17 protein-coding genes are annotated in these 15,312 nt (G+C 38.0%); 13 read left to right on the top strand and 4 right to left on the bottom strand.

All coding sequences use genetic code 11. The features are described 5' to 3' along the window. Together DBR40_RS17675 and DBR40_RS17670 are read right to left on the bottom strand one after the other, a co-directional pair. Complete coding sequence (locus DBR40_RS17675) at positions 1-1,704, bottom strand: M28 family peptidase (protein ID WP_124561070.1); 1,704 nt, start codon at positions 1,702-1,704, stop codon at positions 1-3. A 44-nt stretch (positions 1,705-1,748) separates the two neighbouring features. After that, positions 1,749-2,207, bottom strand: coding sequence for a DoxX family protein (locus tag DBR40_RS17670; RefSeq protein ID WP_039480698.1), 459 nt, complete (start codon positions 2,205-2,207; stop codon positions 1,749-1,751). A 213-nt stretch (positions 2,208-2,420) separates the two neighbouring features. Between DBR40_RS17670 and DBR40_RS17665 the strand changes: the two genes are divergently transcribed. The 3 genes from DBR40_RS17665 (at position 2,421) to DBR40_RS17655 (ending at position 4,609) form a co-directional block, all read left to right on the top strand. After that, positions 2,421-2,531 (top strand): hypothetical protein, encoded by a 111-nt coding sequence (locus tag DBR40_RS17665; protein WP_025145553.1) that lies wholly within the window; start codon positions 2,421-2,423, stop codon positions 2,529-2,531. Positions 2,532-2,698: 167 nt separating this feature from the next. Continuing rightward, the gene (rlmD, locus tag DBR40_RS17660; protein ID WP_124561069.1) at positions 2,699-4,108 is read left to right on the top strand and encodes a 23S rRNA (uracil(1939)-C(5))-methyltransferase RlmD; all 1,410 of its coding nucleotides are present in this window, start codon (positions 2,699-2,701) and stop codon (positions 4,106-4,108) included. A 93-nt stretch (positions 4,109-4,201) separates the two neighbouring features. After that, positions 4,202-4,609 (top strand): hypothetical protein, encoded by a 408-nt coding sequence (locus tag DBR40_RS17655; protein ID WP_124561068.1) that lies wholly within the window; start codon positions 4,202-4,204, stop codon positions 4,607-4,609. Positions 4,610-4,764: 155 nt separating this feature from the next. On the opposite strand, the gene DBR40_RS17650 is transcribed toward DBR40_RS17655, so the two are convergent. After that, positions 4,765-5,469, bottom strand: a complete 705-nt coding sequence (locus DBR40_RS17650) for a head GIN domain-containing protein (protein ID WP_124561067.1) — start codon at positions 5,467-5,469, stop codon at positions 4,765-4,767. 188 nt (positions 5,470-5,657) lie between these two features. Between DBR40_RS17650 and DBR40_RS17645 the strand changes: the two genes are divergently transcribed. From DBR40_RS17645 to DBR40_RS17605, 9 genes are all read left to right on the top strand, one after another. Continuing rightward, positions 5,658-6,167, top strand: coding sequence for a phosphoribosyltransferase family protein (locus tag DBR40_RS17645; protein WP_124561066.1), 510 nt, complete (start codon positions 5,658-5,660; stop codon positions 6,165-6,167). 110 nt (positions 6,168-6,277) lie between these two features. Next, positions 6,278-6,901, top strand: coding sequence for a 1-acyl-sn-glycerol-3-phosphate acyltransferase (locus DBR40_RS17640; protein ID WP_124561065.1), 624 nt, complete (start codon positions 6,278-6,280; stop codon positions 6,899-6,901). Then, positions 6,898-7,995: a glycosyltransferase family 2 protein gene (locus DBR40_RS17635; RefSeq protein WP_124561064.1), complete on the top strand. Its 1,098-nt coding sequence runs from the start codon at positions 6,898-6,900 to the stop codon at positions 7,993-7,995. Before DBR40_RS17640 ends, DBR40_RS17635 begins: the two co-directional genes overlap by 4 nt. Continuing rightward, complete coding sequence (locus DBR40_RS17630; protein ID WP_124561063.1) at positions 7,965-8,639, top strand: carotenoid biosynthesis protein; 675 nt, start codon at positions 7,965-7,967, stop codon at positions 8,637-8,639. The genes DBR40_RS17635 and DBR40_RS17630 overlap by 31 nt, the downstream gene beginning before the upstream one ends. A gap of 12 nt (positions 8,640-8,651) precedes the next feature. Continuing rightward, complete coding sequence (locus DBR40_RS17625; RefSeq protein ID WP_124561062.1) at positions 8,652-9,500, top strand: 4-hydroxy-3-methylbut-2-enyl diphosphate reductase; 849 nt, start codon at positions 8,652-8,654, stop codon at positions 9,498-9,500. A 34-nt stretch (positions 9,501-9,534) separates the two neighbouring features. Further along, a complete protein-coding gene (locus DBR40_RS17620) occupies positions 9,535-10,068 on the top strand; it encodes a cysteine hydrolase family protein (RefSeq protein WP_124561061.1) in 534 nt (177 codons plus the stop codon). 34 nt (positions 10,069-10,102) lie between these two features. Next, the gene (locus tag DBR40_RS17615) at positions 10,103-10,774 is read left to right on the top strand and encodes a fatty acid desaturase (RefSeq protein ID WP_124561060.1); all 672 of its coding nucleotides are present in this window, start codon (positions 10,103-10,105) and stop codon (positions 10,772-10,774) included. Between the two features lie 327 nt (positions 10,775-11,101). Beyond that, on the top strand, positions 11,102-12,112 hold the full coding sequence (gene hemH, locus DBR40_RS17610) for a ferrochelatase (RefSeq protein ID WP_124561059.1): 1,011 nt from the start codon (positions 11,102-11,104) through the stop codon (positions 12,110-12,112). 6 nt (positions 12,113-12,118) lie between these two features. After that, positions 12,119-12,625 carry a gluconokinase gene (locus DBR40_RS17605; RefSeq protein ID WP_124561058.1) on the top strand — a complete coding sequence of 169 codons (507 nt, stop codon included), beginning with the start codon at positions 12,119-12,121 and terminating at the stop codon, positions 12,623-12,625. On the opposite strand, the gene DBR40_RS17600 is transcribed toward DBR40_RS17605, so the two are convergent. Then, positions 12,615-13,850 carry a 3-deoxy-D-manno-octulosonic acid transferase gene (locus DBR40_RS17600; protein ID WP_124561086.1) on the bottom strand — a complete coding sequence of 412 codons (1,236 nt, stop codon included), beginning with the start codon at positions 13,848-13,850 and terminating at the stop codon, positions 12,615-12,617. The genes DBR40_RS17605 and DBR40_RS17600 overlap by 11 nt on opposite strands. Before the next feature lie 150 nt (positions 13,851-14,000). Here DBR40_RS17600 and DBR40_RS17595 point away from each other — a divergent pair, with 150 nt between their 5' ends. Then, positions 14,001-15,311: a UDP-glucose dehydrogenase family protein gene (locus tag DBR40_RS17595; protein ID WP_124561057.1), complete on the top strand. Its 1,311-nt coding sequence runs from the start codon at positions 14,001-14,003 to the stop codon at positions 15,309-15,311. The last annotated feature ends 1 nt before the right edge of the window (position 15,312 follow it).

The raw sequence follows: 15,312 nt of genomic DNA, 5'->3' as shown, positions 1-15,312 counted from the left end.
CTATTTCAACTCCTCTAAATATACCTTCGTCTGTTTTTCAATCTCGCCTGTTGCAAATTTAATTGCCGAACCTACTCTTGTCGTTTGTGGTTTTACCGCCATTTTATTGATTGTAGCGAGCGCATCAGTGTACCACTTGCTCCAAACTTCAATAATATGCTTTTCTTCAGCTATGGGTTTACCTGTGGCTACTGCCTTTTTACTCAAATCGAATTCTGTTTTTAGGCGAATCAAAGCATCAGCTTTAACCTGAGTAACCGTAGCTGTGGCCGTATTTTCATCAGCAGAAATTAAGGTGTAGGCTGCAGTTAAACCGCTTATGCCTACATTTTTCATTTCCGTTGGTGAAACTTTATCAATCCTGTCGTTATCAGTGTGGTAAAAAACATCTGTAAAGTGCCACATTAACAAACCGGGGATTTTATTCTGCAAAAATGGAGTGTGGTCACTTCCACCCTCAAACGGATTGTAATTCACGGTCCAATTGGCAAATTTTCCCTGCGTTTTACAGATATCGAAAATGAAATCGTTAAAATAATGCGGAAAAAGATCTTTTTCGGCGACGTCGCCTGCTCCCCATTCGGTATGTTTATCAGTGCCTCTGGTCCAGATGGCCGATGGATCGGGCATTTTTTCTATTAAGAAAGAGCCGCCTGTCTTTTTGGTGTTTTCACCAACCATATCCAGACTCATTCCCCACATAATGCCCTTTGCGCGGGTAGTGTCTTCAGTAATGTATCTTCGGGTCGAAACAATCTCATCGCCCCACAAAAAAGTTAAACTGCGCTTAGGGTTTATTTTTTTTGTTCGGTACAATTCAGCTGTTAAGCGGGCCATTTCGGCTAAAGTGCCCACGCCACTGGCATTATCATTGGCTCCGGGTTCTTGTACGTGTGCGCTAAAAACAAAGCGTTCATCGGGACTAATACTTCCTCTCACATTGGCTACAATGGTTAATTCTTCTGATGGATAAATTTTGGTCTGGATATTTACTTTTAACTGTGTTACTCCTTTTAAACAAGCGGCCTTTAATTTTTCTTTGGCAGCATAGGATAAAAGTAATGTCCATACTTCACTATTCGCTTTCATACTGCCAAACTGAATGGAGGTTTGGTGGACTTCGGGTTGCGTGTATTTAGGCATAGCATACCCCAGTACTCCAATTGCCCCTGCTTTAGCTGCGGCCTGAAGCAAGCGTGAAGGGTGGCCTTCTGAAAAAAGGATTTTCCCTTTCAGATCCATTTTTTCAAGGTCAGCGGTATTTGCTTTGTCCAGATAAACCACCTGAGCAGTAACGCCGCCGGCTGGAGTTGAACTGCAATTGATTGGAATCATATTGCGGTTGGTTTCAAAAGAAATCAAAGGCTTTTCTTCGCCAACAATTGCAATGCTGGCATCAACAGGCTCCCAGGTATTGTTTTTCATCGCCCGTTTTTCGATGCGATAAGTTAAAGGTGTTTCAAATTCGTTTTGTTGCTGGGCCACAAAACCTGCTTTTTTCAATATACTTTCTACCTGATGAATGCTCGCATTGAACCCTGTATTACCGGGCACACGAAAGTACTTTTCTACAAAAGCAGTTGTTTCGTAAGCATTTTGTGCGTTGAAACCAGTACGGGTTAGTTTAAAATATTCATCTGTTGAGTTTTGTGCGTAAGTAGCCAGTCCCGCAAAAAGCAGTGTAAAAAGTATCTTCGTTTTCATAAGCGTTTATAAAAGCGAAAGATACTAAGAATATTTAAGCTAACTTAAGCGTAGCGCTTACCAGTTTTGCGTTTCATTTCCGCGTCAGCCGATAATGGTCCCGAGCCTACCACCCAAAACATAATGAGTAGGAATAAAACCAGTACCGAGAACCATAGTTCTGAGTTAGGAGAAGAGAAACCTGGAGTAAGATTAACGAAAAATACAGCAAACAGCAGAATCGGAATCTGGATGACCACAGCAAAGCGGGTTACCAGGCCCAGTGTAATTAAAACACCGCCAACCAGGTGAGCAAATGCTACCACATGTATGGCCATGCTGATTAACATACTGGAGAAACCAAAAATGTTGTTTTGTGTAATCATGTTTTGGAGCACAGAAGTGTCGCTAACAAAAGAAACACCTTTTCCAAAAATAACAAGGCCAAGGACAATGCGAAGATAATCCAGCCATTTCGAATGATGAACATCGCCCCAATGTTCAATTTTACGGATAACGTTCATAACGAACCTCCATTTTTATGTGAATGATACTTTAAGTTACGGAATTATATCTGATTATCAAATAAAGAATTGAAAATCAGCAGATGAGAAGTTGAAGGAAGAATAAATACAAGGTTTAACCTTTTGATGTAAAATTAACAAAAACTTAAACTATACTGTTTTGGTTTTCGGTCTGAATTTTGTATTATTGTTAAAGTTGAAAGGTTTTTTATCATGAGCAAAGAAATACTCGAATTTTCTGTACAGGTAGATGAAAAATTTGACCTGAAATTTAATTGGCTGGATGGTTTCTGGGGAGCCGCATTTAAATTTTTTGGAAAATAGTTTCTAATATCAAAAATATGCTGAATCAGTTATTATAAACTGAGCGGAAAAATATTGCCCGATCTTTCTTTCCAACTATTTATACTCATTCCAACTTTAGCTTTCAGTTTAGCTCTTTAACCTTTGGACTTTCCTCTTTCAGCTTTTAGCCTTATCTTTGCAAAATAATGAGTAGAAGAAAACCTGGTACGGTAACTATAGTTCCAAACGTACAAATAATCGATATTGCCGAAGAGGGAAAAGGTGTTGGTAAAGCCGATGAATTGGTGATTTTTGTTGATAAAGCAGTTCCCGGCGATGTGGTGGATGTGCGCTTAACAAAAAAGAAAAAGAATTTCGCTGAGGCGATAATTGAGCAACTCCATGAAAAATCTGATTTACGTACCGATCCGTTTTGCGCTCATTTTGGTACTTGTGGCGGTTGCAAATGGCAACACATGGGCTACGAATCTCAGTTGAAATTTAAACAGAAAAATGTAGAGGCTGCCTTGCAGCGCCTTGGTAAAATAGATACTTCGCATACTGAGCCTATTTTAGGCTCGGCAAAAGACCGCTATTACCGCAATAAATTGGAGTTTACTTTTTCGAACAAACGCTGGTTAGAAAAAACCGATGTAGAACGCGATGAAGATTTTGATATGAATGCCCTTGGTTTTCACGTGCCGTTGCGCTTTGATAAGATTTTAGATATAGAGCATTGCTATTTGCAGGCCGAACCTTCAAACACTATCAGAAATGCCGTACGTAAATATGCCTTGGATAACAGATTATCATTTTACGATCTGCGTAATCATGAAGGTGTACTGCGTAACCTCATTATCCGTACTTCTTCTACTGGTGAGGTAATGGTAGCCGTAGTGTTTGCTTATCCTGAACAGGAACAGGTAGATGGTTTGATGAATTTCCTTAAAGCTAAATTTCCGCAGATTACCTCGTTGTTATATATTGTTAACCAAAAGAAAAACGATACCATTTTCGATCAGGATGTGGTGGTATTTGCAGGCCGCGATCATATTTTTGAAGAGATGGACGGCATCCGCTTTAAAATCGGAGTAAAATCTTTTTATCAAACCAATTCTGAGCAAGCTTTCGAATTGTATAAAATTACCCGGGATTTTGCAGAATTTAAAGGCGACGAGCTAGTGTACGATTTATATACCGGTGCTGGAACCATTGCCAATTTTGTGGCCAAAAATGTAAAGCAGGTGGTAGGGGTAGAGTACGTGCCAACAGCTATTGAAGATGCTAAATTCAATTCGGAGTTAAACGGAATTGATAACACAATCTTTTATGCCGGAGATATGAAAGATATCCTTACCGCAGAGTTTATTGCAAGCCATGGTAAGCCTGATGTGGTAATTACCGATCCGCCAAGAGCCGGTATGCATGCCGATGTAGTGCAGCGCTTGTTGGAAATGGAGGCCGAAAAAATTGTTTATGTGAGCTGTAATGCTGCAACACAGGCCAGAGACCTTGAATTGTTAAATGAAAAATACGATGTGGCGCGTATTAAGCCAGTAGATATGTTCCCACACACGCAGCATGTAGAGAATGTTGTATTGTTAAGATTGAAATAAAAGAATGATAGAATAATTGAATGAGCGTGGGTTGAATGAATTAAGTTGCCTCCAACATTCATTCAACCATTCAAAATTCGATAATTAGTAGGTATGGATAGAGAAGAATTGTTAAGTGCAACACCCGAAGATGGTGGAGCGCCTCAAAAAAAGCAGGAAAGTCCGCTGGTAAGTTTAGAAAAAGACCTGGAACTTTACGCGGATGCAATTAAAGAAGTAGCAATAGAAATTATGGTTGAAGGAATTTCTGCTCACCCAATTTTTATTGCCCACCAGCATGAAGTTAATATTGGTGAATTGATTTTAAATAAAGAAGAACTCAACACTAATTGGACCATCCAGGCTTCTACCTTAGAAGAGTTTGTAGAAAAAGGCATCATTAGCAAAGAAAAAAAAGAACCGTTTTTAAAGGTTTATAAAAAACCAGAAGATTTTATGTGCGTATTCGTGATTGTTCCTGAAGGCGCAAACTTCATTTATTATCCGTACAAGAAAAGATAGTCTGAGTCCCCTGTAGTCTGGGGATAAATATAGAATAACAAAAATTGCAATTACCCATCTGTGTAATCCTGTAATCTGTGCAATCACCTTAAAAAAACAAACGCTGCTTTGTATCCACAAAGCAGCGAGTTATCATTAAACTAAACTAAAATTTTTTAATTCACGTGTCTTACATCTCCGCTTTTAGAGCTTGATGTTTTCTTCAGTGATGCGCTTCCTTTATAATGCACATCGCCACCGCCACTTGCTGATGCTTCTAAACCTTTATTCACGTAAATAGCTACATCCGAACCGCCCGATGCCTGCACTTTGGCATAGTTGGTAATAAAACCGTAAGCATCAATATCACTGCCACCGCTTGATTGAATGGTCATGTTTTCAGCTTTACCTTTTAAATCGATATCGCTACCACCGCTCGATTGGATCGATAAATCGTTACAAACTACATCCAGTTTCAGGTCTGAACCACCTGATGAACGGATGGCAAGTTTATCTGTTTTTAATTGATTTTGGGTAACCACATCCGAACCGCCTGATGCGGCAATTGCATTGAGGCTTTTATAAGTTACATAAGCTTTAATTACGCGGTTTTTAAACAGGCCACCCCAATTAATGCCATCTTTAAACTTGATGTTTACGTTGGCTCCGTTTTGCTCTACTACAATGTTTTTCAGGGTTTCGCTGTCCGACTGGATGCTTACACCTTCATTTCCACCTTGGGTAAGGTATAAATCTATTCCGCTGCTAATGCCAATGCTGTTAAAGTTTTTTACGGCAACATTTTTGGTTTCCTGTGCTTTAGCCATATAGCTGCTCACAATCACAAATAATATGGTTGCAGATTTGGTAAGGGTTTTCATAGTGCTCTTTGTTAAATGATTTTTAAAGCCATCAAACCTGGTTTTATGGTAATGACAGCCTGGGATTTTGTTTTTGGTATTAATAAGACGCAGTTGGAGCCAAAACGTTGCAGCCAATCGAAATTATTTTTCAAATAGTTTGAATTTCATGCTTAAAATCGTTCTTTTTGTATTCAACCTTTTATACAATGGCCGCATCACAATTACTTATCCTAAATAAGAAACAAATTCAGCAAAAGATAGATCGTATCGCTTATCAGATTTTAGAAGATAACCTGAACGAAAAGGAAATTGTACTTGCTGGAATTTGGGATCGTGGCTACAAGCTGGCTTTAAGGTTAGAAAAAGTACTTAAAAAAATCTCCGGCTTTAAAATAACTTTGTTGCGCATCGATCTTCAAAAGGAGAGTAGTAAACTGGTAGCCTCTACTGATTTGGATGAAAGCCATTGGAAAAACAAGGTGATCATTATTGTAGATGATGTACTGAACAGCGGTAAAACTCTGGCTTATGGCTTAGGTGTTTTCTTAAATACCCCCCATAAAAAAATTCGCACCGTGGTTTTAGTTGATCGAAGCCATAAAATATTCCCGATTGCAACCGATTTTGTTGGCCTTGAACTGGCAACCATTTTGAAAGAGCATGTAGATGTAGTGATGGATGTTGAGGGGGAAGAAGACCGGGTGTATTTGAGCTAGGATATAGGTAAGATTGAAGATGTATAATGGATTATTTTTCATCGTCGAATTATAGCTCTATTAAATAAACCATATTTGCATTTGAGCCCAAATTTTTGCAATTTCCCGAAATGTATCAACCTAGGAAAAATAATCTGATTTTTAGCTTTTTCTCCTGGTACATTCAGTTTATCATTAAAAAAGATTTCTCAGCCTTCCATTTCGATGGAATTGAAACCAAACCCAATGCTTCAATCCTTATTCTGGCCAATCATTTCAGCTGGTGGGATGGATTCTTTATTTTTTATCTCAATAAAAAGCTATTTAAAAAGCAATTTCATGTATTGGTTAATGCCGAGAACTACAATAAAATTGGCTTTTTGAAATATTTGGGAGCTTTTGCTGCGGAGGGCAAGGGTAAAGATGTTTTAGATACACTGAGCTATGCAGGTAAACTTTTAGACGGTGAAAATAATCTGGTACTCGTTTTTCCGCAGGGGAAATTGTATTCTAATCATTTAAAGAATATCAGCTTTGAAAAAGGGGTTATGCAAATGATTAATGCCAGTCAGAAAAAGATGAGTATTATTTTTGTTGCTACCTTTGTCGATTATTTTTCGAAAAGAAAGGCAAGGGCTTATGCTTATCTTCAAAATTGGGAAACAGAAGAATACGTGAGTTTGCAGTTATTAAAAAGTGCGTACAATAAACATTACGATCAATCAGTTATTAAACAAACACAGATTACTGAATGACGATTTTTATTTACGCAGTACTAATTTTTCTGGTCATCAGGTTTTCGGTTACTGTCTTTAATTTCCTATCTAATCCTAAATTATCAAGGGTAATTAAACATTATCAGGATAAGGTTTCCATTTTGATTCCGGCACGCAACGAAGCGGAGAATATAATTGACCTGTTAACTTCCATTCAGGAGCAGGACTATATTCATTATGAAGTAATTGTTTTAGATGACGGTAGTAGCGACAATACTTTTGCACTGGTAGAAGCGTTTTGTACACTTAACCCAAATTTTAGGGTAGTTAAAGGGAAAGAACTCCCAGCAGATTGGCTGGGGAAAAACTTTGCCTGCCATCAGCTTGCCGAAATGGCTACCGGAAAATACCTCTTGTTTATTGATGCTGATGAAACCATTAAGCGCGGACTAATTAACAGCTTAATTGCCCGTATGGAAATAGGAAATCTGGCTTTATTAAGTGTTTTTACCAATCAGATAATGTTATCAATTGGTGAACGGTTAACTGTTCCGTTGATGCATTTCATCTTATTAAATCTGCTGCCTCTGCGTCTGGTTAAACTTTCAAAAAATCCGGCATTTGCTGCAGCCAGCGGTCAATGTATGTTTTTTAATGCCCATAACTATAACGAAAACCAGTGGCACGAACGGGTGAAAAATCAGGTGGTTGAAGATGTAGAAATTATGAAACGCGTTAAACTGGAAAAATTTAATGCCGAAGCACTTTTAGCCAATAGCCTGATCTATTGCAGGATGTACAAAGGACTGAATGAAAGTATAGTCGGTTTTAGTAAAAATTTACTTGCAGGTTTTGGTAATAACATCTTAATCTTATTACTTTACCAGCTTTTGGTAACTATTGGCCCGGTAATTTTAATCTTAAACTTTAACATTACTTTACTGGTATTACCATTAACTTTAATAATTTTAAGTAGAATAATGATTTCCTATTTATCCGGACAGAATGTTTTGATAAATTTGATTTTGCATCCCTTTCAGATGTTGTTCTTCTTGATTATTTCATTGATTTCTATAAAAAAGCATATTTTTAAAACAGGCACATGGAAGGGCAGAACGATCAAAGCGATTTAAAGGTTAAAAGAGTTGCAGTTGTTGTAATTATCATTTTTCATTTGGTTGGTTTGCTCGGTTTTTTAATTCCTGTGGCTCAACCGTATTTCCTTAAGCTCGTTCCTTTCCATTTATTGCTGATGTTTGCCGTAATTGTTTTTGCTTATAATGCCGATGTTAAACGCTTGTTGCTATTTGTATCAGGAGTTTTTCTTTGCGGTTTTATGGTTGAGGTTTTGGGCGTACACACGGGTAAAATATTCGGGAGTTATTATTACGGACCTACACTGGGTTACAAAATTGCTGCAGTACCCTTACTTATGGGGGTAAACTGGGTAATCCTGATTTTTAGTGTAGGGCAGATGATGAAAGCAATAAAGATTAGAAACAGTATACTTGCTTCTGTTACAGGTGCGTTGGTGTTGGTGATTTTCGATTATTTTTTAGAACCTGTAGCTATGAAATTTAACTATTGGCAATGGGACTGGCACGAAATACCGGTTCAGAATTATGTAGCCTGGTTTATCGTTTCGGTTATTTTATTAAAGTTTTACTATGCGTTGGGCTTAAAGCAACAGAAATATTTAGGTACTGCGATGTTTGTGGCACAGTTTATCTTTTTTGTTGTCTTATACATGACAACCGGAACAAATATTTTTGCTTAATTTTGTATTGCAATGGGTTACAACTTACAGGTTAACATCGATAAATCATCAGGCTTTTGTTTTGGTGTAGTGTATGCAATAGAAATGGCAGAAGATATTTTAGATAACGAAGGTTATTTATACTGTTTGGGAGACATTGTACACAATGATGAAGAGGTTGAGCGCTTAACTAAACGCGGACTGAAAATCATCGATCACGAAATTTTAAAAGATTTGCGTGATGAGAAGGTTTTAATCAGGGCACATGGCGAAGCCCCCTCAACTTATCAGCTGGCATTAGAAAATAACCTCACTTTGATTGATGCATCTTGTCCGGTGGTTTTAAAGTTGCAGAATAGGATTAAAAACTCGCACGATGATGAAGAACAAGTGCTTATTTTTGGTAAACACGGCCATGCAGAGGTAATTGGTTTGCAGGGGCAAACTGATGGTAAAGCCATTGTTTTTCAGGATTTAGCCGAACTCGATAATGTGGAGCTTCCGGAAAAGTTTACTTTGTATAGTCAAACCACTAAAAGCACCGATAAATTTTACCACATTAAAGACGAATTGTTGAGTCGTGGCTACGATGTTAAGGCCAACGATACCATTTGCAGGCAAGTATCTAACCGGTATCAGGAGTTGGAAGATTTTGTGAGTCATTACAATAAGATTGTTTTTGTTTCTGGTAAAAAGTCATCTAACGGGAAAGTGCTTTACGATGTATGTAAGAAGTACAATGAAAATGCTTACTTCATTTCTAATGTTGAAGAATTGGAACAGACCTGGTTTGCCGAAAATGATAAAGTAGGTATATGTGGTGCAACCTCTACGCCAATGTGGTTGATGGAGGATGTAAAAGCTGCTTTAGAAAAATACTAACTATAAAATCTATCAGTTAATATTTGTTATTTAAATGAGAGCATTATTAATAATAGATATGCAGATTGGTAGCTTTAAACCCTATGATTTGCGACATGATACCAAAGGTGTAATTGAGCGAATTAATAAATTATCGGATTATTTCAGAATTAATGAGGATAAAGTAATTTTTGTCCAACATAATGGCACTAAGGAAAATAATTTTTTGCCCAACTCTCCAGATTGGAAGCTTTTACCTGAATTAATCAAATGCGATACTGATTATGTGGTTTCAAAATCAGCTAATGATGCTTTTTATAATACACAGCTAGAGGATACTCTTTCCAAACACAATATTTCCGAATTATTTATAACAGGTTGTGCGACTGATTTTTGTGTCGATTCTACGGTAAAATCGGCTATTGCTAAAGATTACAATGTAACAGTTGTTGGAGATGCTCATACTACTGCAGATAGACCACATTTAAGTGCAAATAAAGTGATTGAGTATTACAATTGGATTTGGGACGAGATGACACCAACTAACTTTAAAATCAAAGTTATTAAAACCAATGAGTTGGCTTTGTAGTTTGAAGAATCACAATCGATAATTATTTTAAACCATGGACAATAAAAAATCGTGGATTGGTTTAGGTGTTGCAACTCTGGTTATTTCCTGCTGGTTTATATCGCTTTATTGCTTGCTTACCTGGCATTTCTCCTGGAGCAACCCACTTGTTTATTTGATGGTTTTAGTCCAAATGCATTTATACACGGGTTTATTTATTACCGCGCACGATGCCATGCATGGTACAATTTCAAACAATAGAAAAGTAAACAATCTTTTCGGTTTCCTTGCTGTGTTTTTGTATGCAGGCTTTTTCTATAACAGCTTATATACCAAACACCATCAGCATCACAATCATGTACATACCGCTAACGATCCTGATTTTGCTCCACATGGTTTTTGGAAGTGGTATTTCAGGTTTATGCTAAATTATGTAACGGTAATACAACTGGTAATTATGGCCGTTACCTACAACATTTTGAAAATATGGGCGTCGGAAAAAAACCTGTTGTTATTCTGGGTACTACCATCCCTTTTAAGCACCTTTCAGTTATTTTATTTTGGTACTTATTTGCCGCATAAAGGTGAGCACGATAACGAATATCATTCTACTACACTAAAGAAGAACCATTTTATCGCTTTCATTACCTGTTACTTTTTTGGCTATCATTTAGAACATCACCAAAGACCAGCTATGCCCTGGTGGCAGTTGTATAAGGCAAAATAATGCATCTCCGCGGTGTCTGTGTTTGTCAGTGCATCCGCCTCAAAGTAAATTTTCCTGTTTTATAATGATTTATTGCTGCATATTGCACGAAGGTTTCTGATACTCATTATGGATTTTTGCTTCCTGCAGCCGGGTTTCTTTGCAAAACCATTTTTCTGCATCATCAGGGTTCATCCTTGAGTAGATCATGTTGCAGTTAAACAACTAAGGAATAAATTGCGGTTAATATTATTTTCTATTGACGAAAAAATGTTTTTCATCACTTTTTAACATAGGTTAAAAACAATAAATACGCGATATTTGCGCAAATAACATATTTTAATATCAATGAGCAAAAAGGGAATTTTACTGGTAAATTTAGGAACACCCGATAGTGCGGCAACAGCCGATGTCAAAAAATATCTTGATCAGTTTCTGATGGATGAAAGGGTAATTGATATTCCTAAATTAAACCGTACTCTTTTGGTTAAAGGGATAATTGTTCCTTTCCGTAGCCCTAAAACTGCTAAATTATACCGCGAAATATGGAATGAAAACGGTTCGCCACTTTTGTATTACAGTAAATTGCAGGCTAAAATGCTGCAAGAAAGATTAGGCGACGAGTACCAGGTAGAGCTAGCCATGCGCTATCAAAATCCTTCTATTGCATCAGTACTCGATAAACTGAAATTGGGTTTGGTAGAAAGTATTCAGGTTATTCCGATGTTTCCGCAGTATGCATCGGCCAGTACTGGTTCGGTAATGCAGCTGGTTATGGAACTGGTGAGTAAATGGCCAACTGTTCCGCCAATTTCCTTTGTTAACTCTTTCCATGATAACGAATTAATGATAAAGGTTTTTGCGGAAAATGCAAGAAAACATCAGATAGAGACTTACGATCATGTGTTGTTCAGTTTCCATGGTTTACCCGAACGTCAATTACTGAAGTGCGACCATACCGGCAGTTATTGCTTAAAAAGTAGTGATTGTTGCCAAACATTAAATGATACTAATAAGTTTTGCTATTCAGCACAAGGGCACCATACCGCCAGGCTAATTGCCAGTGAATTAAACCTGCCAGAAGAAAAATATACCGTTTGTTTTCAGTCGCGTTTAGGTAAAGAACCCTGGGTACAACCTTACACTACCGATGTACTTAAAAAATTAGCCGCAGAAGGTAAAAAGCGTTTGCTGGTTTTTAGTCCGGCTTTTGTGGCCGATTGCCTGGAAACGCTTTACGAAATTACGGTAGAATACCACGAAGAGTTTAGGGAGTTAGGCGGCGAGCATGTTCAGTTGGTAGAAAGCTTAAACGATAGTCCGGTGTTTATTGAGGCACTTGCCGGAATGATTAAATAATTAAAAATGGCAGGTTTTATCATTTTAATGGGGGTTTCGGGAAGTGGTAAAACCGTTATTGGGAAAGCGCTTGCACCGCGGATAAACGCTGAGTTTATTGATGGTGATAATCTCCACTCGCAGCGCAATGTGGATAAGATGGCTGCTGGCATTCCATTAACCGACGAAGATCGTTTGGATTGGCTTCAGCTGATTGCCAAAGTTGGCCGCGAGCATGTAGCGCACTGCACATCATGCATTATAGCCTGTTCTGCATTAAAAAAAGCCTACCGCGAACTGCTGCGGATTGATAATCCGAGCATCAGCTTTGTGTATTTAAAAGGAGGTTTTGATTTAATCCACGATCGGATTATGAAACGTTCGCATCAGTACATGCCCTCAAGCTTACTGAAGAGCCAGTTTGATACACTGGAGGAGCCACAAAATGACGAGCATGATATACTTACGATCTCTATCGATCAGTCTATTCAGGCAGTTGTCGAAGAAATCGCTCAGGCTAAGCTCATTTCGTAATTATCGAAATAATCTGATCTGTTGCCCCTTTCTTGCCGGCCACGTATGCTCTGGCTAAGTCGGTCGCATGCTGATTGCCTGCAAAGATATTAAAAGCATCAATTAGCTCTTCTGTAGATGATATACTTTTAGCTGCGCCAATGGTAATTAAATCTTTAGCTTCCTGGAATTTATCATATTTAGGTCCGAAAATTACAGGCAAACCAAAAGCGGCAGCTTCTAAGGTATTGTGTATACCGGCGCCAAAACCACCACCTATATAAGCCACTTTACCGTACTGGTACAAAGCAGAAAGCATACCAATGTTATCGATTATTAAGACTTGAGATTTGAGATTTGAGATTTGAGAATTGTTGGCTTCCAATTGCGCACTTAAAACTGAAAACCGCAAACTGCCAACCGGAAACTGTTTTTCAATACTTTCAATGTGGCCGCTATGAATTTCGTGTGGTGCAATAATAAATTTCCAGTCGGGGTATTTGGCAGGCAATGTAGCCAATAACTTTTCGTCTTCAGGCCAGGTGCTTCCGCAAATCAAAGTTGGTTTGCCATCAATAAACTTTTCAATCAAATGCAGTTGTTTAGGTGTTTGTGCATTTTCATAAACACGATCGAAACGGGTATCGCCATTGATGGTTACATTGTTTAAGCCAATTGATTTTAGCAGGTTTTCACTTTCTTCATTCTGAACAAAAAAGTAGGTTACTGCTTTAAGTATGTTGCGGTAAAAACCACCATACCATTTGAAAAAAGTCTGATTATCTCTAAAAATGCCCGATATTACATATAAAGGAATGTCACGATCTTTAAGCACCTTAAAATAAAAATGCCAGAATTCATATTTGGTAAAAATGGCCATCTCAGGGTTGATACTTTCGATAAAGCGTTTCGCATTCTTATTGCTGTCAATTGGCAGGTAAAAAACATCCGCTAAAGCATAATTTTTTCTGATTTCGTATCCCGATGGCGAAAAAAAAGTAACTACAATTTTTTTGGAAGGATAAAGTGTTTTCAGTTTTTCTAAAACCGGCCGGCCTTGTTCAAATTCGCCTAACGAAGCAAAATGGAACCACACATGTTTATCCTGAGGATTAATGCGCTGAGCAATTTGTGTATAGACGTTTTTACGCCCTTTTATAAACAGCCTTGCCTTAGGATTAAATATTGAAAAGATCCTTATAAGTAAAATGTAAACCCGAATTCCGATTATGTAAAGCAAAAGCATTAGTGTAATTTCATATCTTCGTGCCAAGATAAAAGGAATATATTTAAAAAGCTTAATAATATACGAAACCATTGGGATTTGGTCTATAAATCAAGGCAATTAGATGATTCAGGATCGTTTCGTTACAGACAAAAATAAATTATACTCTAAATGAAAATAGCCGTTATTGGTACAGGATACGTAGGTTTAGTTACCGGAACCTGTTTAGCAGAAACAGGAAATGATGTTATTTGTGTTGACATTAATGAAGCAAAGGTTAAACAGATGCAGGCGGGCGAAGTGCCTATTTATGAGCCTGGTTTAGACCTTCTGTTCCATAGAAATATTGAGCAGGAAAGATTAACTTTTACTACCAATCTTGCTGAAGCAGTGAAAGATGCGCAGATTATTTTTATGGCCTTGCCAACGCCTCCGGGTGGAGATGGTGCTGCCGATCTTTCTTACATTTTAGGCGCAGCTAAAGACGTTTCGAAGCTCATTACGGAGTATAAAGTAATCGTAAATAAATCAACAGTACCAGTGGGTACAGCCGATAAAGTAAAAGCTGTTTTTACCGAAAATACTTCAATTGAGGTGGATGTGGTTTCTAACCCTGAGTTTTTAAGAGAAGGTGTGGCTGTTGATGACTTTATGAAACCAGACCGTGTGGTTTTGGGTACCAAAAGCGAAAGAGCCAAAAAACTGATGACCGAGGTATATGCGCCTTATGTACGTCAGGGAAACCCGATCCTGTTTATGGATGAGCGTTCTTCTGAGCTGACCAAATACGCAGCAAACTCGTTTTTGGCCACCAAAATTACGTTCATGAACGAAATTGCAAACTTATGCGAGCTGGTAGGTGCAGATGTTGATGCCGTAAGACGCGGTATCGGATCAGACGACCGTATCGGAAAACGTTTCCTTTTTCCTGGTGTGGGTTACGGCGGTTCATGTTTCCCCAAAGATGTACAGGCCTTGGTTAAATCTTCTGATGATTATGCCTATAATTTCCAGATTTTGAAATCGGTAATGGAGGTTAACGAGAAGCAAAAAACAATCTTGGTAGATAAAGTATTAAAATATTACAAAGGCGACATTAAAGGTAAACATTTTGCACTTTGGGGGCTGGCGTTTAAACCTGAAACCGACGATATCCGCGAGGCACCTGCTTTGTATATTATCGATGAGCTGGTTAAGAATGGTGCTACCGTTACCGTATTTGATCCGGAAGCAATGGGTAATGTAAAAAATATTTTAGGCGATAAGATTAATTATGCCAAAAACCAGTACGAAGCATTGGAAGGTGCTGAAGCACTGTTAATTGCAACAGAATGGTCGGTTTTCCGTAACCCCGATTTTGATAAAATTGAGAGTATTTTGAAAAATAAAGTGGTTTTCGACGGTCGAAATTTGTATGATTTGCAAAAAATGATCGATCTTGGCTATTATTATAATAGCATAGGTAGAAAACTAATAGATTAAA

The organism is Pedobacter sp. KBW01, from assembly GCF_003852395.1.
In the GTDB taxonomy this organism is placed as follows: Bacteria; Bacteroidota; Bacteroidia; order Sphingobacteriales; family Sphingobacteriaceae; genus Pedobacter.
Note: the sequence above shows the minus strand (reverse complement) of the source record. Positions and strands in the feature narration are given on the sequence as shown.